General features: G+C 67.5%; 22 protein-coding genes. 15 read left to right on the top strand and 7 right to left on the bottom strand.

Annotation, left to right across the window (positions count from 1 at the left end; translation table 11 throughout):
* Positions 1–6: 6 nt before the first annotated feature.
* Genes ACO07Z_RS06290 through ACO07Z_RS06280 form a run of 3 tightly spaced genes read right to left on the bottom strand, consistent with a single transcriptional unit; the run spans position 7 to position 2143 of the window.
* Positions 7–969: a methyltransferase domain-containing protein gene (locus ACO07Z_RS06290; RefSeq protein ID WP_421697919.1), complete on the bottom strand. Its 963-nt coding sequence runs from the start codon at positions 967–969 to the stop codon at positions 7–9.
* A complete protein-coding gene (locus ACO07Z_RS06285) occupies positions 969–1610 on the bottom strand; it encodes an HAD family hydrolase (RefSeq protein ID WP_421697918.1) in 642 nt (213 codons plus the stop codon). Before ACO07Z_RS06285 ends, ACO07Z_RS06290 begins: the two co-directional genes overlap by 1 nt.
* Before the next feature lie 11 nt (positions 1611–1621).
* Positions 1622–2143, bottom strand: a complete 522-nt coding sequence (locus ACO07Z_RS06280) for an invasion associated locus B family protein (protein WP_244378035.1) — start codon at positions 2141–2143, stop codon at positions 1622–1624.
* Positions 2144–2472: 329 nt separating this feature from the next.
* Between ACO07Z_RS06280 and coxB the strand changes: the two genes are divergently transcribed.
* The 15 genes from coxB (at position 2473) to ACO07Z_RS06205 (ending at position 16889) form a co-directional block, all read left to right on the top strand.
* Positions 2473–3342, top strand: a complete 870-nt coding sequence (gene coxB / locus ACO07Z_RS06275; protein WP_421697917.1) for a cytochrome c oxidase subunit II — start codon at positions 2473–2475, stop codon at positions 3340–3342.
* A 65-nt stretch (positions 3343–3407) separates the two neighbouring features.
* Positions 3408–5000: a cytochrome c oxidase subunit I gene (gene ctaD / locus ACO07Z_RS06270; protein ID WP_421697916.1), complete on the top strand. Its 1593-nt coding sequence runs from the start codon at positions 3408–3410 to the stop codon at positions 4998–5000.
* Positions 5001–5122: 122 nt separating this feature from the next.
* Positions 5123–6076: a heme o synthase gene (locus tag ACO07Z_RS06265; RefSeq protein ID WP_421697915.1), complete on the top strand. Its 954-nt coding sequence runs from the start codon at positions 5123–5125 to the stop codon at positions 6074–6076.
* A 22-nt stretch (positions 6077–6098) separates the two neighbouring features.
* Positions 6099–6281, top strand: coding sequence for a hypothetical protein (locus tag ACO07Z_RS06260; protein WP_244378028.1), 183 nt, complete (start codon positions 6099–6101; stop codon positions 6279–6281).
* 7 nt (positions 6282–6288) lie between these two features.
* Positions 6289–6912, top strand: a complete 624-nt coding sequence (locus tag ACO07Z_RS06255) for a cytochrome c oxidase assembly protein (protein WP_421697914.1) — start codon at positions 6289–6291, stop codon at positions 6910–6912.
* Between the two features lie 183 nt (positions 6913–7095).
* Positions 7096–7932, top strand: coding sequence for a cytochrome c oxidase subunit 3 (locus tag ACO07Z_RS06250; RefSeq protein WP_244378023.1), 837 nt, complete (start codon positions 7096–7098; stop codon positions 7930–7932).
* A 105-nt stretch (positions 7933–8037) separates the two neighbouring features.
* Positions 8038–8424 carry a DUF983 domain-containing protein gene (locus ACO07Z_RS06245; RefSeq protein WP_421697913.1) on the top strand — a complete coding sequence of 129 codons (387 nt, stop codon included), beginning with the start codon at positions 8038–8040 and terminating at the stop codon, positions 8422–8424.
* Positions 8421–9167, top strand: a complete 747-nt coding sequence (locus ACO07Z_RS06240) for an SURF1 family protein (RefSeq protein ID WP_421697912.1) — start codon at positions 8421–8423, stop codon at positions 9165–9167. Before ACO07Z_RS06245 ends, ACO07Z_RS06240 begins: the two co-directional genes overlap by 4 nt.
* A 78-nt stretch (positions 9168–9245) precedes the next feature.
* Complete coding sequence (thrC, locus tag ACO07Z_RS06235) at positions 9246–10655, top strand: threonine synthase (RefSeq protein ID WP_421697911.1); 1410 nt, start codon at positions 9246–9248, stop codon at positions 10653–10655.
* Positions 10652–11938 carry a M16 family metallopeptidase gene (locus tag ACO07Z_RS06230; protein ID WP_421697910.1) on the top strand — a complete coding sequence of 429 codons (1287 nt, stop codon included), beginning with the start codon at positions 10652–10654 and terminating at the stop codon, positions 11936–11938. Before thrC ends, ACO07Z_RS06230 begins: the two co-directional genes overlap by 4 nt.
* A gap of 18 nt (positions 11939–11956) precedes the next feature.
* Positions 11957–12613: a GNAT family N-acetyltransferase gene (locus ACO07Z_RS06225; RefSeq protein ID WP_421697909.1), complete on the top strand. Its 657-nt coding sequence runs from the start codon at positions 11957–11959 to the stop codon at positions 12611–12613.
* A gap of 166 nt (positions 12614–12779) precedes the next feature.
* Complete coding sequence (locus ACO07Z_RS06220; protein ID WP_421697908.1) at positions 12780–13235, top strand: (2Fe-2S)-binding protein; 456 nt, start codon at positions 12780–12782, stop codon at positions 13233–13235.
* Between the two features lie 103 nt (positions 13236–13338).
* Positions 13339–13815: a bacterioferritin gene (gene bfr, locus ACO07Z_RS06215; protein ID WP_244378011.1), complete on the top strand. Its 477-nt coding sequence runs from the start codon at positions 13339–13341 to the stop codon at positions 13813–13815.
* Between the two features lie 281 nt (positions 13816–14096).
* Entirely contained in the window at positions 14097–15137 is a 1041-nt protein-coding gene (locus ACO07Z_RS06210; protein ID WP_244378008.1) for a Fe(3+) ABC transporter substrate-binding protein, read from the top strand.
* An 87-nt stretch (positions 15138–15224) separates the two neighbouring features.
* Positions 15225–16889: an ABC transporter permease gene (locus ACO07Z_RS06205; protein WP_421697907.1), complete on the top strand. Its 1665-nt coding sequence runs from the start codon at positions 15225–15227 to the stop codon at positions 16887–16889.
* Between the two features lie 275 nt (positions 16890–17164).
* Here the strand turns inward: ACO07Z_RS06205 and groL are convergent, their stop codons facing one another.
* The 4 genes from groL to ACO07Z_RS06185 all read right to left on the bottom strand — a co-directional run bounded on the left by groL (position 17165) and on the right by ACO07Z_RS06185 (position 20538).
* Entirely contained in the window at positions 17165–18805 is a 1641-nt protein-coding gene (groL, locus tag ACO07Z_RS06200) for a chaperonin GroEL (protein WP_421697906.1), read from the bottom strand.
* A 46-nt stretch (positions 18806–18851) separates the two neighbouring features.
* Complete coding sequence (locus ACO07Z_RS06195) at positions 18852–19139, bottom strand: co-chaperone GroES (RefSeq protein ID WP_026221330.1); 288 nt, start codon at positions 19137–19139, stop codon at positions 18852–18854.
* 261 nt (positions 19140–19400) lie between these two features.
* Positions 19401–19925: a phasin gene (locus ACO07Z_RS06190; protein ID WP_421697905.1), complete on the bottom strand. Its 525-nt coding sequence runs from the start codon at positions 19923–19925 to the stop codon at positions 19401–19403.
* 238 nt (positions 19926–20163) lie between these two features.
* Positions 20164–20538 carry a phasin family protein gene (locus tag ACO07Z_RS06185; protein ID WP_421697904.1) on the bottom strand — a complete coding sequence of 125 codons (375 nt, stop codon included), beginning with the start codon at positions 20536–20538 and terminating at the stop codon, positions 20164–20166.
* Positions 20539–20735 lie beyond the last annotated feature (197 nt).

The following is a 20735-nucleotide window of genomic DNA, read 5'->3' as shown; positions in this document are numbered from 1 at the left end:
GGGCGCTCATTCCGAGGGACGGCGGCCGCCGCCGGCCCACCAGGGCTGACGGGCTTCCCGCAGCGCGGCGAGTTCCCGGTCGAGGGACTGGGCCCAGGCGGTGCGGCTTGCCGCCATGTCCGCGAAGAAAAACCAGGCGAGCCCCGACCGGGCCAGCAGGCTCGGCACCGAATCGACCGCGTCGCCGCCAGAGAGAAAGGAGAGGTTCTCCGGCAGCGGGTGATAGAGGCGGTGTTCAAACGCCATGGCACGCGGCGCCTTCTCGACGATGAAGGCCCAGCTGCGGCCGGGCAGGGGCGAGGCCGTGAGACCGAAGGGCGCAGCGAGCCGCGCCATCGCCTCGGCGGTCCAGATGGTGATGTGGCCGCGCCCGAGCGGGTCCAGATAGGCCGGGTCCTCGTGTTCCACGAAGGGCGTGAGGCCGGTGTTGAACAGGAAGCAACTGCCCTCGCTCGCCACCGAGGCGAGGGCCCGCAGCAGATTCGCGACCATGCGCGGCGTCAGGTGCTCGATCACTTCCATGCACAGGCCGGCCTCGAACGTCATGGGGGCGAGGGAGTCGAGCGTGCCGATATGGTAGTTGGGCGACGTCGTCCGCCAGCGCTCCGGCGGCGGGAAAAGCTCGACACCGTGAAGGGCGGGGGCGGCATGGGGCATCAGCCGCGCCATGTGATCGAGCAGCACGCCGGGGCCGGTGCCGATGTCCAGCACGGCGCGCACCGGGGTGGAGGCGAGAAAGATCGCCTCGCACAGCCGCGCCATGCCGGGACCGGCCGCCCTCTGCCCGGCGGCCTGCATTTCCGTGTCCCAATACTCCACCTCATAGGTGCGGAGCGGTTTGCCGGCGTCGATGTCGCGCAGAATGTCCGGCGGCAAATGCAGGATGCCGCAGCTCGAACACTTGAAATAGGCGAAACCGTCGACCTCCCGGAAGGGAGCGGACGCGGCCTCGCAGACGGGACACAGCATCAGAGGGTCTCCCCCAGCCCGGCCTCCGCCAGAAACGCCGCGAGATCGCCCGCCCGGGTGAAGCAATGGGCCCGCAGGCCGGCCTCCCGGGCGCCGGCGACATTGACCGGCTTGTCGTCGATCATCACCGCTTCCTGCGGGGCGACGCCATAGAGGGCCGCCACACCTTTATATACGGAGGGCGTCGGCTTCTTGGCGCCGAACTCGCAGGCGACGTGCATGGCCGGGCCAAACAAGGCCCGCAGCTCCGGCACCAGCGCGTCGAAATGCTCGCGCATGATGTGGCCATTATTGGTGAGCAGGGCAATGGGCACGCGGGCGCTGACCCGCGGCACCAGCGCCAGCATGTCCGGGTCCAGCGTCATGGCGAGCGCGCGGGTGCGCAGCCATTCGGGCCGGCCGAAGGGCACGCCCAGCGCTTCGGCCACGGCGGCCAGATAGGCGTCCGGGGTCAGATGGCCGAGATCGGAGGCGTCCTCGATGCCGCTGTGCCAGACGCGGTGCTCGACCTCGGCGGCGGAGAGCCCGGCGGGGGCGCCCATGGCGGCCCGGCGGGCCTCGACATCATAGCGCAGCAGCACGTCATCCATATCGAAGATGACGAGGCGGGGAGGGGGCATGTCGGAAGGGGGGAGGCTCACGGTCCGCGCCCTCAGGGAAGCGCGTCGTAGCCCTGGCCGAACCCGTTGAGATTGAGCGGGATGCCGATGCCCTCATCCGGCTCGGGCGTTTCGCGGATGACGAAGATGGCCTTCTTGCCGTTGCGCAGCTTGTCCATCAGCGTCGCGTCCATCTCCACCTCGGCGACGCAGCCATTGGGCACGCAGCGCACGAAGCCGACGCTGCCAATCGGCTGGTCGTCGATGATGAGGCCGAGGCCGGAGGGCAGCAGCACGCCGAGCGGGGCCAGCACGCGCAGCAGGGTCTTGCCGTTGTCGCGCATCTTCAGCACGATGGCGGTGAGGCCGACATTGGGGCGGTCGTCGGCCTGCACGCTCTGCAGCAGCACGCATTGCTCGGATTGCGCGCCGGGCGGGGTGTCGCACCGGATCTGCCATTCGCCATGGACGGAGCGCACGACGCCCTGCGCCGAGGCCCCCCCGAGGGAGGCGAGCAGCGCCGCGCCGGCAAGCGCCGCGACTATGGCTGAACGGAGGGCCGCGAAGCCGGGCATGGCTGTCTCCCGAAAAGTGTCGTTCGCTATGTCTTCTAAAGAATCGGCGGCAGGGGACAAGGCGAATCGTGCAGGGCCCCCATTTCGGCCGCTCCCAGTGCAGGATGCGGTAGAAGCCCGAGGGTGATGTCAAGAATGCGGCAATCCATCGCTGCATGGAGATAGAACGGTTCCAGGCACCCGACGTCATGTCGCAGGAGCCGGATGCCCCAGGCGCGTTGCCCGCGTGTCCTTTTTGTGTTTGATGAAGATCAAATGCCGCTGTCCCGGAGAGCGATCATTATCGCTTGGGCTGGGCCGTGGGGAAGCTGATGGGAGTGACGTTCGCGATGAAATCGTGGATCCGCAATGCTGCGCGCACGGTCGCGGGCCTGGCCGGCGGGATGTTCGGCATGCTGGCGCTGGCTGGGGCTGCGCTGGCGGGGACCGGGCAGCCTTCGCCCTGGCAGATCAATCTTCAGGGGGCGGCTTCTCCGGTCATGGAGAGCATGCACTCCTTCCATTTCTTCCTGCTGGTGATCATCGTCGCCGTGGTGCTGCTGGTGCTGGCGCTGCTGGTCGTGGTGATGGTGAAGTTCAACGAGAAGGCCAATCCGGTCCCCTCGCGCACCACCCACCACACGATGATCGAGGTGGTGTGGACCGTGGTTCCGGTCCTCATCCTGGTGGCGATCGCCATTCCCTCCTTCCGTCTGCTGTTCCACCAACTGGACCTGCCGCAGGCCGACCTCACCGTGAAGGTGACGGGGCACCAGTGGTACTGGTCCTATGAATACCCGGACAATGGCGCGTTCAGCTTCGACAGCCTGATGGTGCCGGAAGCCGACCTGAAGCCCGGCCAGCCCCGCCTGCTGGCGGTGGACAACGACGTGGTCGTGCCGGTGAACAAGATCGTCCGCATCCAGGTGACGGCGGCCGACGTGATCCATTCCTTCGCTCTTCCGTCCTTCGGCGTGAAGATCGACGCCCTGCCGGGCCGCCTGAACGAGAGCTGGTTCCAGGCGACCAAGGAAGGCATCTATTACGGCCAGTGCTCCGAGCTGTGCGGCAAGGACCACGCCTTCATGCCGATCGCCATCCGGGTGGTGAGCGAGCAGGAATTCGCGGCGTGGGTCGAGAAGGCCAAGCAGGAATTCGCGGCGGCCCCGGCGCCGGCGCGTGTCGCGCAGGGCGAGGTGGCGGGCGTCGCCGCCCGCTGAGAGTGCCGGTTCGGCGCATTGAAGTTTCTAAGTGCCCCTAAAGGGCGCGCATGAGGGACGGTTCCATGGCATACGCAGCCGGTCACGCGGGCGATCCGACGGGTTGGAAGCGCTGGGTCTATTCGACCAACAACAAGGACATCGGGCTGATGTACCTGATCTTCGCGATCGTCGCGGGGATCGTGGGCGGCGCCCTCTCCATCGGCATCCGCATGGAGCTGCAGGAGCCGGGGATGCAGATCTTCTCCGATCCGCAGACCTTCAACGTGTTCACCACCGGCCACGGCCTCATCATGATCTTCTTCATGGTGATGCCGGCGATGATCGGCGGCTATGGCAACTATTTCGTGCCGCTGATGATCGGCGCGCCGGACACGGCCTTCCCGCGCATCAACAACGTCGCCTTCTGGCTGCTGCCGCCCGCCTTCGCGCTGGCGCTGCTGTCGCTGTTCGTGGAAGGCGCGCCGGGCAGCAACGGCTTCGGCGGCGGCTGGACGATCTATCCCCCGCTCTCCTCCAAGCTCGGCCATCCCGGCCCGGCCATGGACCTCCTGATCCTCTCGCTGCACATTGCGGGCGCTTCGTCGATCCTCGGCGCGATCAACCTGATCACGACGATCCTCAACATGCGCGCCCCGGGCATGACGCTGCACAAGATGCCGCTGTTCGCCTGGTCGCAGCTGGTGACCGCGTTCCTGCTGCTGCTGTCGCTGCCGGTGCTCGCCGGCGCCATCACCATGCTGCTGACGGACCGCAATTTCGGCACCACCTTCTTCGATCCGGCCGGCGGCGGTGACCCGATCCTGTTCCAGCACCTGTTCTGGTTCTTCGGCCACCCGGAAGTGTACATCCTGATCCTGCCGGGCTTCGGCATCATCTCGCACATCGTCTCCACCTTCTCGCGCAAGCCCGTGTTCGGCTATCTCGGCATGGCCTATGCGATGGTGGCGATCGGCGTGGTCGGCTTCGTGGTGTGGGCGCACCACATGTACACGGTCGGCCTGTCCTCCTCGACCCAGGCCTATTTCGTCGCCGCGACCATGATCATCGCGGTGCCGACGGGCGTGAAGATCTTCTCCTGGATCGCCACCATGTGGGGCGGTTCGATCTCCATGCGCGTGCCGATGCTGTGGGCGATCGGGTTCATCTTCCTGTTCACCGTCGGCGGCGTCACTGGCGTCGTGCTCTCCAACGCCGGCATCGACCGCGCGCTGCACGACACCTATTACGTGGTGGCGCACTTCCACTACGTGCTGTCGCTGGGCGCCGTGTTCGCCATCTTCGCCGGCTGGTACTACTGGGCCCCGAAGATGTTCGGCTACATGTACAGCGAGGGCATCGCCAAGGTGCACTTCTGGCTGACCTTCATCGGCGTCAACCTGGTGTTCTTCCCGCAGCACTTCCTCGGCCTCGCCGGCATGCCGCGCCGCTACGCGGACTATCCGGACGCCTTCGCCGGCTGGAACTTCGTCTCCTCGATCGGTTCCTACATCTCCGGCTTCGCGGTGCTGGTGTTCCTGTTCGGCATCTGGCGCATGTTCGCCGCCAAGGTGCCGGCCGGCGCCAACCCCTGGGGCGAAGGCGCGACCACGCTGGAATGGACGCTGAGCTCGCCCCCGCCCTACCACCACTTCGACGTTCTGCCGAAGATCAAGTGAGCGGCCCGGCCGTTTGAGAGACGACCCGGCGCGGTTCTCCGCGCCGGTTCCACAAGAGGGGCGGCGCCGCGTGCGGCCGTCCCGAAGAAAAGCGCCGCCCCCGGGCGCGCCGGAGTGAAGTGATGAGCGACGTCGCCTCGCGCGAATACGACCTGACCCCGAGCGAGCCCCGCGCGCTCGACATGCCGTCGCCCGCCTCGGTGGCCGACTATGTCGCGCTGCTGAAGCCCCGTGTCATGTCGCTGGTGATCTTCACCGCGCTGGTCGGCCTCGTGCGCGCGCCGGGCGAGGTCCACCCGGTGATCGCCTTTACCGCGCTGCTGTGCATCGCCATCGGCGCCGGCGCCTCCGGTGCGCTCAACATGTGGTGGGACGCTGACATCGACGCGGTGATGAGCCGTACCCGCCGCCGCCCGATTCCCGCCGGCCGCGTCACCCCGGGCGAGGCGCTTGCCTTCGGCATGACGCTCTCCGTAGGCTCGGTGATCGTGCTCGGCCTGCTGGTGAATATGGTCGCGGCGGCGCTGCTGGCCTTCACCATCTTCTTCTATGTCGTCATCTACACGATGTGGCTGAAGCGCTGGACGCCGCAGAACATCGTCATCGGCGGCGCCGCTGGCGCCTTCCCGCCCATGGTCGGCTGGGCCGCCGCCACCGGCGGCATCGGGTTGGAAAGCCTGCTGCTGTTCCTCATCATCTTCTTCTGGACCCCGCCGCATTTCTGGGCGCTGGCGCTGTACAAGTCGGGTGACTATGCCCGCGCCGGCGTGCCGATGCTGCCCGTGGTCGCCGGCCCGTCCGAGACGCGCCGCCAGATCCTGCTCTACACGCTGCTGCTGGTGCCGCTCGCCATGTCGCCCTTCTTCCTGGGCATGGCCGGCCTCGCCTATGGCGCCGTTTCCGGCGTCACCGGGGCGCTGATGCTGCTGCTGGCGGTGCAGGTCTATCGCCGGCGCGAGGGCGCCCCGGCGGAGATCGCGGCGCGGCGGCTGTTCGGCTTCTCGATCCTGTATCTTTTCCTGCTCTTCGCGGTCCTCCTCGTCGAGGCGGTCGCGCCGGCCGGTTTCGGGCTGTGAGCGCATGGCGGCGAGGGCTGGAATGAGCAACGACACGAAGCGACCCGGCGGTGAGCCCGAAGGCGTTGTGCTGACCGAGGAGCAGAAGCGGCGCCGGCGCGCCCGTTCCATCGCCATCGCGGCGGTGCTCGCGGCGCTCTGCGTGCTGTTCTACGTGGTGACCATCGTCAAGCTCGGCCCGGCCGTGCTGATCCGTCCGCTGTGAGGGTGCCATGGCATCAGACCGCGAAGACCCGACCCACACCGAAGCTGCCCCGGCCGCCCCGCGCCGGCCGGTGAGCCATCGCGGCGTGGTGATAAGCTGCGTCGCTTTCGTCGTCGCCATGACCGGCGCCGCCTATGCCGCCGTGCCGCTGTACCAGATGTTCTGCCAGGTCACCGGTTTCGGCGGCGCCACCCGTGTCGCCGCCTCGGCGCCGGGCGCGGCGCTGGAGCGGGTGGTGGAAGTGCGTTTCGACGCCAACACCGCGCCGGGCCTCGACTGGGAATTCGCCCCCGAGCAGCGCTCGGTTGAGGTGCGGGTGGGCGAGACCAAGCTCGCCTATTACCGGGTGAAGAACCGCAGCGACAAGCCGGTGACCGCCGCCGCCACCTATAATGTGACGCCGGCCCAGTCCGGCTACCACTTCGCCAAGATGCAGTGCTTCTGCTTCACCGACCAGACGCTGCAGCCGGGCGAGAGCCTCGACATGCCCGTCGTCTTCTTCGTCGATCCCGCCTTTGCCGAGGATCCGGAGATGCGCGGGGTGAAGACCATCACCCTTTCCTACACCTTCTTCCCCAAGGCGACGCCGCTGGCCGCCGGGGCAGCGAAGGACGGAAAGGCGCCGCTCTAACCGGGCGGTGGTGAGAATTGCGGCCGCGCTCGCGGCCCGCCCGAGCCTTTTCCGCGAGGGTCGAACGACCCTGGCGTCGAGAGGAACGGACGCAGTGAATACGGTGCCGTTTCCCGTCGCTTCGGTGGTTCCACCGGCGCGGAAAGGGCTCTAGAGAAGCAGACGGAACGGAGAGCGCGACCCATGGCCGAGGCCCACGCCAAACATCACGACTACCACCTCGTTGACCCGAGCCCGTGGCCGTTCGTCATTTCGATCTTCGCCTTCATCATGGCCGTAGGCGCGGTGTTCTGGATGCACGGCCAGCTGACCTCGCTGGTGTTCATCGCCGGCCTGCTCGGCGTGATCTACACCATGGTGGTGTGGTGGCGGGACGTGATCCGCGAAGGCGAGCATGAGCACGCCCACACGCCGGTGGTGCAGCTGCACCTGCGCTACGGCATGATCCTGTTCATCGCCTCCGAGGTGATGTTCTTCGTCGCCTGGTTCTGGGCCTTCTTCGACGCGTCGCTCTTCGTCGGCGAGGAAATCAACTATGCCCGCGCCACCGCGACCGGCGGCGTCTGGCCGCCGACGGGCATCGAGACCTTCGATCCCTGGCACCTGCCGCTGCTCAACACGCTGATCCTGCTGACCTCCGGCACCACGCTGACCTGGGCGCACCACGCCCTGGTGCATGGCGACCGCCAGAGCGCCAAATGGGGCCTGTGGCTCACCGTCGGCCTCGGCTTCATCTTCTCGCTGCTGCAGGGCTTCGAGTACAGCCACGCCGAATTCGCCTTCTCCGGCAACATCTACGGCGCCACCTTCTTCATGGCGACCGGCTTCCACGGCTTCCACGTCATCGTCGGCACCATCTTCCTCGCCGTGTGCCTCGGGCGTATCTATGCCGGCCATTTCACCCCGACCCATCATTTCGGGTTCGAGGCGGCGGCCTGGTACTGGCACTTCGTCGACGTGGTGTGGCTGTTCCTCTTCACCTTCATCTATGTCTGGGGCAGCGCGGGCGCTCCGCACTGAACCGGCGACAGCTTTCGGCAAGGGGCGGCTTCGGGCCGCCCCTTTTTCGTTTATGTGGCGAAATGCCCGTGCCGCCTCGGCCCGGAATGGGAGTAGAAACCGGCCATGGACCTGCAACCTTACGATAGCGGGGTCTCGCCCTATACGGCCGGCCTCACCTGCCGCTGCCCGCGCTGCGGCCGCGGCAAGCTGTTCAACGGCTTCCTCACCGTGGCACCGTCCTGCACCGCCTGCGGGCTGGACTATAGCTTCGACGATTCCGGCGACGGGCCGGTCGTGTTCATCATCCTCGCCGCCGGCGCGCTGGTGGTGGGGCTGGCGCTGTGGGTGGAGCTCACTTGGCAGCCGCCCTTCTGGGTGCATGCGCTGCTCTGGACCCCGCTGGTGCTGATCGCCACGCTCGGCCTGTTGCGACCGCTCAAAGCGACGCTGATCGCGCTGCAATATGCCAAGCGCGCGCAGGAAGGCCGTCTCGACAAGGGGGAGAGGTGAGCGCGCTGGCCCCCGCGCGGCACCGGCTGCTGCCCGTCGCGGCCGCGGCGCTGCTCGCCTTCGCCGTGCTGGTGGGGCTCGGCCTGTGGCAGCTGCAGCGGCTGGCCTGGAAGGAAACGCTGATCGCCCAGGTGGAGGCGCGCATTCACGAGGCGCCGGCGCCGCTGCCGCCGGAAGCGGACTGGGGCAAGATCGACTTCGCCACGGACGAATATCGCCGCGTCACCGCGCAGGGGCGGTTCCTCAACGATCTTGAAGTGCAGGTCTATGCGCTGGTGGATCAGGCGCCGGATGGTTCCGGCGGGCCGGGCTATTGGGTGGTGACGCCGCTCCGCCTGGCCGATGGTGCCATCGTTCTGGTCAATCGCGGCTTCGTGCCGTTGGCGCGGAAGGCGCCGGCGACGCGGGCCGAGGGCCAGGTGGAAGGTCCCGTCACCGTCACCGGCCTGCTGCGCCTGCCGGAAGAGGCAGGGCCGTTCACCCCCGCCAACGACGCGGCCAAGGACAGCTGGTATGTGCGCGACCCCGAGGCGATCGCCAGCGCCAAGGGGCTGGTGCGGGTGGCGCCCTTCCTCATCGACGCGGACGCGACGGCGAACCCCGGCGGCCTGCCGCGCGGCGGGCTGACGCGCATCGTGTTCCCGAACCGGCATCTCGAATATGCGCTGACCTGGTTCGGCCTCGCCGCCTCTCTCGCCGGCGTGTTCGTCGCCTATGTATGGAGCCGGCGGCGGCGGGTGTGAGCGCGGGAGGTGAGCGTTTGCTTGCCTCATCGGCTCCCCGCCACTAGGTTGCGGCCACTTTCTCCAGCGGAGGCGCGCGTGCGCTACATCTCGACCCGTGGCGAGGCTCCCGTGCTCGCCTTCTCCGACGCCCTGCTTGCCGGCCTCGCGCGCGACGGCGGGCTCTATGTGCCCGAGGTCTTCCCGGCGCTGGCCCCTACTGCGATTTCCAGCCTCGCCGGCCATTCCTATGCCGAGGTCGCCGGGCGGGTGATCGCGCCCTTCGTCGATTCCGCGTTTGCTCCTGACGTGCTGCGGCCGATGCTGGAGGAGGCCTATGCCAGCTTCCGCCACCCCGCCACCACGCCGCTGGTGCAGATCGCCCCCAACCGCTTCGTGCTGGAGCTGTTCCACGGCCCGACGCTCGCCTTCAAGGATGTGGCGATGCAGCTTCTGGGCCGGATGATGGACCATGTGCTGACGGCGCGCGACCAGCACGCCACCATTGTCGGCGCTACGTCGGGCGATACGGGCAGCGCGGCGATCGAGGCGTTTCGCGGCTCCAAGCGCACCGATGTGTTCATCCTCTACCCCGCCGGCCGCGTCTCCGAGGTGCAGCGCCGGCAGATGACCACGGTGCCGGACGCCAATGTCCACGCCATCGCCATCGAGGGCACGTTCGACGACTGCCAGGCGCATGTGAAGGCGATGTTCAACCATCACGCCTTCCGCGACCGCCAGCGCCTTGCCGGGGTGAACTCGATCAACTGGGCGCGGATCGTCGCGCAGGTGGTCTACTATTTCGTCGCCGGCGTCGCGCTGGGAGCGCCGCAGCGCAAGACCTCCTTCGTGGTGCCGACCGGCAATTTCGGCGATGTGCTCGCCGGCTATGTCGCCAAGCGCATGGGCCTGCCGATCGACCGGCTGGTGGTGGCGACCAATGTGAACGACATCCTCGCCCGCACGCTGGCGACCGGGCACTATGAGGTGACCGGCGTGCATCCGTCCTCCTCGCCGTCGATGGACATCGAGGTGTCGTCGAATTTCGAGCGCGTGCTGTTCGAGGCGATGGACCGCGATGCCGGCGCGCTGCGCGGGCTGATGGCCTCGCTGGCGCAGTCCGGGGCGTTCGCGCCCTCCAGCGCCGCCATGGCCGCGCTGCACGCCGATTTCGACGCCGGACGGGCGGACGAGGCGCAGACCCTCGACACCATCGCCCGGGTGCGGGCGGAGACGGGCTATCTGCTCGACCCGCACACGGCGGTCGCGGTCTCGGTGGCCGAGCGCGTGAAACATGATCCGCATGTGCCGCAGGTGGTGCTCGCCACCGCGCACCCCGCCAAATTCCCCGACGCGGTGGAGCGGGCCTGCGGCGAGCGCCCGGCGCTGCCGCCACACCTCGCCGACCTGCTGGAGCGGCCCGAGCGCACGCCGACCCTGCCGAACGACGTGGCCGCCATCGAAGCCTATATCACCCGCCATGCGCGGGCCTCGGAGACCGCCGCGTGAGCAACCCCACCGCCCCGGGCCCCCGCATCACCACGCTCGCCAACGGTGTCACCGTCGTTTCCGAATCCATGCCGCATCTGGCCACGACCTCGCTCGGCATCTGGGTCGGGGCCGGGGCGCGCGACGAGGAGGCGGACGAGCACGGAATCTCGCATCTCCTGGAGCATATGGCGTTCAAGGGCACGCGCCGCCGCTCCGCCCGCGGCATCGCCGAGGAGATCGAGGCGGTCGGCGGCGACATCAACGCCGCCACCAGCGTCGAGCACACCTCCTACAATGCGCGGGTGCTGGCCGAGGACATGCCGCTGGCGCTCGACGTGCTGTCGGACATTCTCGCCGAGCCGGCCTTCGACCCGGAGGAACTGGCGCGCGAGCACAATGTGATCGAGCAGGAGATCGGCGCCGCGCTGGATACGCCGGACGATCTGGTGTTCGACCTGTTCCAGGAGCGGGCCTTTCCCGGCCAGCCCATCGGCCGCTCCATCCTCGGCACGCCGGACAGCGTGCGCTCCTTCGGGCCGGAAAAGCTGCGCACCTATCTCGGGCGCACCTACCGCGCGCCGAAGATGATCGTTTCTGCCGCCGGCGCGGTGTCGCACGAGGCGCTGGTGGCGGAAGCGGAGAAGCGCGTCGCCTCCTTCCCCGACGCCGACAAGCCGGCGGTCGTGCCCGCCCGCTATGAGGGCGGGGTGGAGATTGGCGGCGGACGCGAGCTGGAGCAGGCGCACCTGCTGATCGGCCTGCCCGGCCTTTCCTATCGCGACCCCGGCATCCACGCGCTGCAGGTGTTCACCAATGTGCTGGGCGGGGGCATGTCCTCGCGGCTGTTCCAGGAAGTGCGCGAGGCGCGCGGCCTGTGCTACGCGGTGTATTCCTTCCACTGGGGCTATGCCGATACCGGGCTGTTCGGCGTCTATGCCGGCACGGATGGCGGCGATGTCGGCGAACTCGTCGATGTGGCCGTCGACCAGATCCTCGCCACCATCGAGACCATGACCGAGGCGGAACTGGCGCGCTCCAAGGCGCAGGCCAAGGTGGGGCTGCTGGCGGCGCTGGAGAGTTCCGGCGCGCGGGCGGACCAGCTGGCGCGGCAGATGCTGGCCTTCGGCCGGCCGATTCCGCTGGAAGAGATCGTCGCCAAGGTGGAAGCGGTGACGCTGGACGACGCCCGCGCCGCCGGCAAGGCGCTGATCGGGCGCGGCCGGCCGACCTTCACCGCGCTCGGGCCGGGAAAATCGCTTGAATCGGCGGCGCGCATCGCGGAACGTCTAAGCGCAGCATAACGCCCGCCGGCAGCGCACATGGCCCTGTTTCGCACCGTGTCCTGGTCTGAGCCCCCGATGCTCGTCGAGGGGGCGAGCGTGCTGCTGCGCCTGCCGAACATGTCGGACTTCGCCGCCTGGGCGGCCCTGCGCGAGCAGAGCCGGGAGTTCCTTTCCCCGTGGGAGCCGACCTGGCCGGCCTATGACCTCACGCGCGGCTCGTTCCGGCGCCGCATGCGCCGCTATGCCCGCGATGTGCGCGAGGACGCGGCCTATCCCTTCCTGGTGATCCGCCGCGCCGACCGTGTGCTGCTGGGCGGGCTGTCGCTGTCCAATGTGCGCCGGGGCGTGACCCAGACCGCCAGCCTCGGCTACTGGATGGGCGCCCCTTTCGCCGGGCAGGGCTATATGAGCGCAGCGGTGCGCACGCTGCTGCCCTTCGCCCATGGCACGCTGGGCCTGCGCCGGATCGAAGCCGCCTGCCTGCCGAGCAACGCCCCTTCCATGCGGCTGCTGGAGGGCGCCGGCTTCCGGCGCGAGGGGTATGGGCGCGAATATCTCTGCATCGACGGCCGCTGGCAGGACCATGTGCTCTATGCCCGGCTGGCCGGCGACCCGATCGCGCGCGTGCCGGGGTTCGAGGGCGCCAGTTTGGTGCCATTCAAAAGTGCAGATGAGATGAGTTCCGGCGCTTAATCTGGAACTTCTAAAATCTATCGCGACGAAGACTAGTCGATCACCTCACATGATCGGCAGATTGGCATTTGCCGATTGACGCTCGGGCGGAATAGCGCGAAAAGAGAAGAGAAAGGCGATATTTAGAATAATTCTAAACGCCTGAAAACTTCGGTTTCGCGTCGCGATGATCGTGTGTTCCTGCAATGTGCTTTCCGATCGTCAGATCCGCAGCGCGGTGTCGGAGACGACGGCGCCCGTGCGAACGGTGGGGCAGGTGTATCGCTGCCTCGGCTGCAGCGCGCAGTGCGGCCGCTGCGCCCGCACCATCCGCAAGCTGCTCGACGATGTGAACGCCAGCGCCTGTTCGGTGTGCCCGCGTGAATGCCCGGCCGCCCTGCAGGGGGAGGGGGCGCCCGCCCCGCACGCGCACCCCGCGGCGCCGCACTACCACGCGCCCCAAGGCCATGCGGCTCACACCCATGCCGCCCACACCCATGCGCCGCATTCCCACGGCTCGCATTCCCATCTCCCGCATGGGCATGCGCCGCATGCCCATGATCACAGCCATCCCCATGGCCATTCCCACGGCCACGCGCATCACGAGCCCGCGCTGGCAGTGCCGGCCATCGCGGCCGAGTGAAGCGCCGCGCGGTCTCTCGCGCGCGATCTGTGGAAGAGTGGTTGCCTTCTCCTTAGAAGTTTTCTAAAAAGATGCCGCTACTCGCAACAGGAGAGGCGGCGCCATGAAGGGCGATTCAAAGGTCATCGAATATCTCAACCGCGGCGTCCGCTCGGAGCTTACCGCGATCAACCAATACTGGCTGCACTACCGCATGCTGGACAATTGGGGGTTCAAGAAGCTCGCCGCCAAGTGGCGCGCCGAGTCGATCGAGGAGATGCAGCACGCGGATCGCTTCATCGACCGCATCCTGTTCCTCGAAGGTCTGCCGAACCTGCAGGTGCTGGACCCGCTGCGCATCGGCCAGGACATCAAGGAAGTGATCGAGTGCGATCTCGCCGCCGAGATCGAGGCGCGCGCGCTCTACCAGGAAGCCGCGACCTATTGCGAGAGCGTGCAGGACTACCCCAGCCGCGATCTGTTCAAGGCGCTGATGACGGACGAGGAAGGCCATATCGACTTCCTCGAAACCCAGCTCGACCTGATCAAGACCCTGGGCCTGCAGCTCTACGCCCAGCACCATATCGGCGAGCTGGAGTGAGCGTTTCGCCGCTTGTGCCAGAGGTTTAGCGGAGGGCCGGTCGTCAGACCGGCCCTTTTCGTTTCGGGTGGCGGCAACGGGCGGGCGGTCTCCGCCGGGGCTCGGCGGCGCTGCGATCCGGCGCCAGACAGGCCGGACGCCTTTCCTTAGACTTATTCTAACCTATTGACTTCACTTCGCTTTTCGTTGACCGGCGGGGCCACGTCGGCTACCGCCTCGGACAGACGTACCGTCCACCATGCAACCGCCCCTTGACGGTGGTGCGCACACAGGAGACGCCCATGCCTGCCCGCAGCTCGCTTTCCCGCTACGCGCTTTCCGGCTTCATTGCCGCGACGCTCGCCCTCGCGCCCTTCGCCGCTTCGGCGGAAGAGGTGGTGAACATCTACACCACCCGCGAGCCGGGCCTCGCCAAGCCGCTGTTCGACGCGTTCAGCGAGAAGACCGGGATCAAGGTCAACAGCGTGTTCGTCAAGGAAGGCCTTGCCGAGCGCGTGAAGGCCGAGGGCGACGCCTCCCCCGCCGACGTGCTGATGACGGTGGATGTCGGCGCGCTGCTCGACCTCGTCGATCAGGGCGTGACGCAGAAGGTCAGCTCCGACACGCTGGAAAAGGCCATTCCCGCCAATCTGCGCGGCAAGGAAGGCGAGTGGTTCGCCCTTTCCGCCCGCGCCCGCGTCGCCTACACCGCCAAGGACCGGGTGAAGGACACGGCGATCACCTATGAGAGCTTCGCCGACCCGAAGTGGAAGGGCGAGGTCTGCATCCGTTCGGGCAAGCACCCCTACAACACTGCGCTGATCGCCGCCTATATCGTCCATCACGGCGAGGCGAAGGCCGAGGAGTGGCTCAAGGGCGTGAAGGCGAACCTCGCCCGCAAGGCCGCCGGCGGCGACCGTGAAGTGGCGCGCGACATTCTCGGCGACATCTGCGACATCGGCCTCGCCAATTCCTACTATGTGGGCCTGATGCGCTCCGGCAAGGGCGGCCCCGAGCAGGAGGAATGGGGCAAGGCGATCAATGTCGTGCTGCCCACCTTCGAGAATGGCGGCACGCATGTGAACATTTCCGGCGCCAGCGTCGCCAAGAACGCCCCGAACAAGGGCAATGCGGTCAAGCTGCTGGAATATCTCGTCTCGCCGGAGGCGCAGGAAATCTACGCCAAGGCGAATTTCGAATATCCCGTGGTGCCCGGCGTTCCGGCGGACCCGATCATCGCCGCCTTCGGCCCGCTGAAGGTCGACAATATCGATCTGGTGCAGGTCGCCAAGGCGCGCAAGGCGGCGACCGATCTCGCCGACAAGGTCGGCTTCGACAACTGAACCGACCCGGCGGCGCCGCCCGCGCCGCCTTCTCCCCCGACATGAACGGGTCCCGGGGTGGTTCGCCGCTCCGGGACATTTGCCGAGATGAGCCTGGTCCTTTCCCCCAGCCCGCGCCGCGCCCCCTTGACCGGTTCCCGCCTCGTGCGGGCGGCGGCGGGGGCGGTCGTGCTTCTGGTGCTGCTGCCGCTGCTGGCGCTGGCCTGGACCGCGCTGCAGGGCGCACCCGATCTGTGGCCGCACCTCATCGCCAATGTGATTCCGCACGCGCTGTATGAGACCACGATGCTGGTGGTCGGCGTCGGCCTGTTCGTCGCCATCATCGGCACCGGCACGGCCTGGCTGGTGGCGGTGTGCCGCTTTCCCGGGCGCGGCGTGTTCGAATGGGCGCTGCTGCTCCCGCTCGCCATCCCGACCTACATCCAGGCCTTCGTCTATGTCGATGCGGTCCACCCGCTGGGGCCGATCCCGACGCTGATCCGCACCAGCTTCGGCCTGCGCCCGCGCGATCTCTGGCTGCCGGAGGTGCGCACCTTGCCGGGCTGCATCATCCTTCTCGGGCTGGTGCTGTACCCCTATGTCTATCTCTCCGCCCGCGCCGCCTTCCTGGTGCAGACCGCTTCCGTGCTCGACGCCGCGCGCACGCTGGGGGCGGGGGCGGGGGAGGCGTTCTTCCGCATCGCCCTTCCGCTCGCCCGCCCGGCGATCGCGGTGGGGGTGACGCTGGCGCTGATGGAGACGGTGAACGACATCGGCGCCTCGGAATTCCTCGGCGTGCAGACGCTGACCCTGTCGATCTATTCAACCTGGCTCAACCGCTCCAGCCTGCCGGGCGCGGCGCAGATCGCGCTGTGCATGCTGGCGCTGATGTTCGCGCTGGTGCTGCTGGAGCGCTGGGGGCGGCGCAAGCTGAAGAGCGGCACGGTGGGCGAGCGCGCCCGTCCGCCGGCGCGGCGCACGCTCTCCGCCGGGGCGTCGGTGCTCGCCTTCCTCGCCTGCCTCATCCCCATCCTGCTCGGCTTCGTGCTGCCGGCCGGGCATCTGGCGCTGGCGGCGTGGAAGCGCGTGGCCTTCCACGGCGTTTCGGAGACCATCCTGCACGAGGCGGCCAATACCGCGCTGTTCGCCGCGCTCGGCACCGCGCTCGCGCTGCTGCTCGGCTTCGCCGTGGTGGTGGCGCTGCGCACCGGGGCGCTCCGCTCCGGGCTGGCGCTGCGCCTCGCGAGTCTGGGCTATGCCGTGCCGGGCACGGTGCTGGCGGTGGGGCTGCTGGTGCCGCTGGCCGGCTTCGACAATCTGGTTTCGCACCTCTCCGAGCGCCTGACCGGCATTTCCACCGGGCTGCTGCTGTCGGGCTCCGGCGCGGCGCTGATCATCGCCTATGTCATCCGCTTCCTCGCCATTCCCATCGGCGGGGTGGAGGCGGGCTATGGCAAGGTGGGGGTGACGCTCGACATGGCGGCGCGCAGCCTCGGCGAGAAGCCCGGCGGCGTGGTGCGGCTGATCCATCTGCCGATGCTGCGGCCGGCGCTGGCCACCGCCGCGCTGCTGGTGTTCGTCGACTGCATGAAGGAACTGCCGGCGACGCTGATGCTGCGGCCGCTGAACTTCGAGACGCTGGCGAGCCATGTCTATTCCGAAGCGGCGCGCGGCACCTATGAGGACGGCGCGCTGGCGGCGCTGCTCATCGTGCTGGTCGGGCTGGTGCCGGTGATCCTGCTGGCGCGGCTCTCCCGGCCCCGGCAGGGCTGAGGGCAAACTCTCACTTATCCAGCGGGGCGGGTCTGCGTCCTTCGAGGCCCGGCGTTGCCGGGCACCTCGGGATGACGCCGCGTTGCCCCAGCAAAAAGGGCGCAGCTCGCGCCGCGCCCTTGATGTTCTCTGCCGCCACCTGAACCGGGCTTGCCCGGTTCAGGCACTCAACCAACCGCAGGGGCGGATGGACCCCCGAGGAAGTCCCTGCCGCCACCTGAACCGGGCTTGCCCGGTTCAGGCACTCAACCAACCGCAGGGGCGGACGGACTTCCTCAGAAGTCCATGCCGCCCATGCCGCCGCCGCCCGGCATGGCGGGGGCGCCGGCGTCGCGCTTGGGCGCGTCGGCGATCATGGCTTCGGTGGTGATGAGCAGGCCGGCGACCGAACCGGCGTCCTGCAGCGCGGTGCGCACGACCTTGGCGGGGTCGACGATGCCGGAGGCGATCATGTCGACGAACTGCTCGGTCTGGGCGTTGAAGCCGAAGTTCTGGTCCTTCGTCTCCAGCACCTTGCCGACCACGATCGAGCCTTCCACGCCGGCATTCTCGGCGATCTGGCGGATCGGGGCTTCAAGCGCGCGCAGCACGATCTTGATGCCGGCCTGGATGTCCGGGTTGTCGGAGGAGAGCTTCTCGACCGCCTTCTTGGCGCGCAGCAGGGCGATGCCGCCGCCGGGAACGATGCCTTCCTGCACCGCGGCGCGGGTGGCGTTCAGCGCGTCGTCGATGCGGTCCTTCTTTTCCTTCACTTCCACTTCGGTCGCGCCGCCGACGCGGATCACCGCGACGCCGCCCGCGAGCTTGGCGAGGCGCTCCTGCAGCTTCTCGCGGTCGTAGTCCGAGGTGGTCTCCTCGATCTGCGCCTTGATCTGCGCGACCCGGCCCTCAATGTCCTTCTTCTTGCCGACGCCGTCGACAATCGTGGTCTTTTCCTTCTCGATCACCACCTTCTTGGCGCGGCCGAGCATGGAGAGGTTGACGCTCTCAAGCTTGATGCCGAGCTCTTCGGAGATGACCTGGCCGCCGGTGAGGACGGCGATGTCTTCCAGCATGGCCTTGCGGCGATCGCCGAAGCCCGGAGCCTTCACCGCCGCGACCTTCAGGCCGCCGCGCAGCTTGTTGACCACGAGCGTGGCCAGCGCCTCGCCTTCCACGTCCTCGGCGATGATGAGCAGCGGCTTGCCCGACTGCACCACGGCTTCGAGCACGGGCAGGATCGCCTGCAGGCCGGAGAGCTTCTTGTCGAAGATGAGCATGTAGGGATCTTCGAGATCCACCGTCATCTTCTCGGCATTGGTGATGAAATAGGGGGAGAGGTAGCCACGGTCGAACTGCATGCCTTCGACCACGTCGAGCTCGGTCTCGGCGGTCTTGGCTTCCTCGACGGTGATGACGCCCTCATTGCCCACGCGCTGCATGGCGCCGGCGATCATCTCGCCGATGGAGGCATCGCCATTGGCGGAGATGGTGCCGACCTGAGCGACTTCGTCGCTGTTCTTCACCTTCTTGGCGCGCTTCTCGATGTCCTTGATCGCCTCGGCCACGGCGATATCGACGCCGCGCTTGAGGTCCATCGGGTTCATGCCGGCGGCGACGAACTTGGCGCCTTCGCGGACGATGGCCTGGGCGAGCACGGTGGCGGTGGTGGTGCCGTCGCCGGCGAGGTCGTTGGTCTTGGAAGCGACCTCACGCACCAGCTGGGCGCCGAGATTCTCGAACTTGTCCTCGAGCTCGATCTCCTTGGCGACGGTGACGCCGTCCTTGGTGATGCGGGGAGCGCCGAAGCTCTTCTCGATGACGACATTGCGGCCCTTGGGGCCGAGCGTGACCTTCACCGCATTGGCGAGGATGTCGACGCCGCGCAGCATCCGCTCGCGGGCATCGCCGGCAAATTTAACGTCTTTGGCAGCCATCTGGCCTACTCCTGAAAATCGTTACGTCCGGAGAGCGAAGGTCGGCTCAGCCGACGATGCCCATCACGTCGGATTCCTTCATGATCAGGAGGTCCTGACCGTCGATCTTGACCTCGGTGCCCGACCACTTGCCGAACAGCACCTTGTCGCCCGCCTTCACGTCGAGGGGGACGAGCTTGCCGGCTTCGTCGCGGGCGCCGGGGCCCACGGAGAGAACTTCGCCCTGCGAGGGCTTTTCCTTGGCGCTGTCGGGGATGATGATGCCGCCCGCCGTCTTCTCTTCGGCGTCGAGGCGCTTCACCACGATGCGGTCATGCAGGGGGCGGAACTTCAGCTGGGCCATCGGTAGATCCTCGGTCTTCCTGTCGCGCGCCGGTGCGGCGCTGGTGAGAAGCGTATTAGCACTCTTCATAAGTGAGTGCCAAACCGCCGCCGAGATAGGAATGGTACCGGATTGAGTCAAGCGCGCGGCAAGGGGTGGCGCTGTCATAAATCGTCATGCGCGGCTGGCGGGGACTCAATGGCGCGCCAGACATGAAAAAACCCGGCCCGCGCGGGGCGCGGACCGGGTTCGATCTCAACGGCGAAGCAGCGATCAGGACGCCTTCTTGATCGTCTTCTCGACCGAGGCCTTGATCGGCTCGGCGGTGTCGGCGGCGACCTTCTGCGCCAGGGTGGAGAGTTCCTTGGCCTGGCTGGAGAGCACGTCGAACTGCTTGCGCAGATGGCCGGTGGAGAGTTCCACCGCTTCCGACACGCTCTTGGCACCGAACAGCGCGCCCATATAGTCGAAGGCGGCGTTCACATTGGTGCGCAGGGATTCCAGCGCCGCCGTGTTGTACTCAGCGAGGCCGCGCGACGCGGTGGAATAGGTGTCTTCCAGGAGGTCGGTGGTCTCTTCGGCGTTGGCCTTGAACTTCTCATAGGTCTCGCGCGCGTTCTGCACGCTCTTCTCGGCCAGCTCGCGCACCACGGCGGGCACTTCGACGGCGGAAGCGACATCGAACTTCGGAACTTCGAACGTCGGGATTTCGAACTTCGGCAGCGACGACTCGAAAGCGGCGGTGGCCGCCTTGGCGGTCTTCTTCGGGGTGGGGGTGACGGGGGCAGGGTCGACCATGGGGGTTCTCCTCGCAGTCGCGGTGGATTGGGAACTGGCGACAACCGCTCCGCGCCTGCGGTCGCGCCCTGACCGGCAAAGGCCTGTCCGAGTGAAACCCGACCCTCTGCCTTGTCTTGTCCCCTAATATTGTGCAATGCAACATCATATTGCAATGCACAATTTGCCCTGACGAGCGAATTTTTTCACTTTTTTAACTCAGCGGGCGTCGTGCCGCCCGGCAGAGCGGCGCGGAGGCCTATTTATCGCCCTTGCCGAAGGGCGAAGCGGCGCTGGCGTGCTGGCCCAGCGCCTTGGCCTGCTCGGCGAGGCGAGCGGCCTGTTCCTTCACATATTCGGCGTGAAGGCGGGCCCATTCGTCCACCGTGGTGGCGCCGGCGAGGCGGGAGGCGAAGTCGAAGCCGGCGGCGATGTTGGCCTCGACGAAATCCAGCGTGGTGCGGCCGAACTCGCGGGCATTGCCCTGCGCCGTGTCGACATGGCGGCTGGCGTCGTCGAGCGCCTTGTGCGCGGCGCCGAGCAGGCCATCAATGGCCGCGCGCGCCTGCCCCACGCCCTGCTCGGCGATGGCGCGCAGCTCGGGGGGAACGTCGAGTTTCGGATTGTCGGCCATGGCGAAAACTCCTCCGGATGACAATGTGGGAGTGTAGACGCAACGGAAGGCACTTCTATCCGGCCGGATGCCTACATCAAAAGTAGTAGGGTACAAGCAAAACGCAACCGAATTCGCGCCGCTGCGGGCCGGCCGGTTGCACTTGGTTAACCGGGATCGGTGGCAACCAATTAACCGGAAAAGGTGAAGCTGGCGCG

The organism is Ancylobacter sp. (assembly GCF_965229075.1).
Classification (GTDB): domain Bacteria; phylum Pseudomonadota; class Alphaproteobacteria; order Rhizobiales; family Xanthobacteraceae; genus Ancylobacter.
The sequence above is the reverse complement of the archived record's forward strand: the minus strand, read 5'-3'. Positions and strand labels throughout refer to the sequence as shown.

What these genes read in the sequence shown, in the direction of transcription:
- ACO07Z_RS06290 (WP_421697919.1), bottom strand. Translation starts at nt 969, where the DNA reads ATGCTGTGTCCCGTCTGCGAGGCCGCGTCCGCTCCCTTCCGGGAGGTC.
- ACO07Z_RS06280 (WP_244378035.1), bottom strand. Translation starts at nt 2,143, where the DNA reads ATGCCCGGCTTCGCGGCCCTCCGTTCAGCCATAGTCGCGGCGCTTGCC.
- coxB (WP_421697917.1), top strand. Translation starts at nt 2,473, where the DNA reads ATGAAATCGTGGATCCGCAATGCTGCGCGCACGGTCGCGGGCCTGGCC.
- ctaD (WP_421697916.1), top strand. Translation starts at nt 3,408, where the DNA reads ATGGCATACGCAGCCGGTCACGCGGGCGATCCGACGGGTTGGAAGCGC.
- ACO07Z_RS06265 (WP_421697915.1), top strand. Translation starts at nt 5,123, where the DNA reads ATGAGCGACGTCGCCTCGCGCGAATACGACCTGACCCCGAGCGAGCCC.
- ACO07Z_RS06260 (WP_244378028.1), top strand. Translation starts at nt 6,099, where the DNA reads ATGAGCAACGACACGAAGCGACCCGGCGGTGAGCCCGAAGGCGTTGTG.
- ACO07Z_RS06255 (WP_421697914.1), top strand. Translation starts at nt 6,289, where the DNA reads ATGGCATCAGACCGCGAAGACCCGACCCACACCGAAGCTGCCCCGGCC.
- ACO07Z_RS06250 (WP_244378023.1), top strand. Translation starts at nt 7,096, where the DNA reads ATGGCCGAGGCCCACGCCAAACATCACGACTACCACCTCGTTGACCCG.
- ACO07Z_RS06245 (WP_421697913.1), top strand. Translation starts at nt 8,038, where the DNA reads ATGGACCTGCAACCTTACGATAGCGGGGTCTCGCCCTATACGGCCGGC.
- ACO07Z_RS06225 (WP_421697909.1), top strand. Translation starts at nt 11,957, where the DNA reads ATGGCCCTGTTTCGCACCGTGTCCTGGTCTGAGCCCCCGATGCTCGTC.
- ACO07Z_RS06220 (WP_421697908.1), top strand. Translation starts at nt 12,780, where the DNA reads ATGATCGTGTGTTCCTGCAATGTGCTTTCCGATCGTCAGATCCGCAGC.
- bfr (WP_244378011.1), top strand. Translation starts at nt 13,339, where the DNA reads ATGAAGGGCGATTCAAAGGTCATCGAATATCTCAACCGCGGCGTCCGC.
- ACO07Z_RS06210 (WP_244378008.1), top strand. Translation starts at nt 14,097, where the DNA reads ATGCCTGCCCGCAGCTCGCTTTCCCGCTACGCGCTTTCCGGCTTCATT.
- ACO07Z_RS06205 (WP_421697907.1), top strand. Translation starts at nt 15,225, where the DNA reads ATGAGCCTGGTCCTTTCCCCCAGCCCGCGCCGCGCCCCCTTGACCGGT.
- groL (WP_421697906.1), bottom strand. Translation starts at nt 18,805, where the DNA reads ATGGCTGCCAAAGACGTTAAATTTGCCGGCGATGCCCGCGAGCGGATG.
- ACO07Z_RS06190 (WP_421697905.1), bottom strand. Translation starts at nt 19,925, where the DNA reads ATGGTCGACCCTGCCCCCGTCACCCCCACCCCGAAGAAGACCGCCAAG.
- ACO07Z_RS06185 (WP_421697904.1), bottom strand. Translation starts at nt 20,538, where the DNA reads ATGGCCGACAATCCGAAACTCGACGTTCCCCCCGAGCTGCGCGCCATC.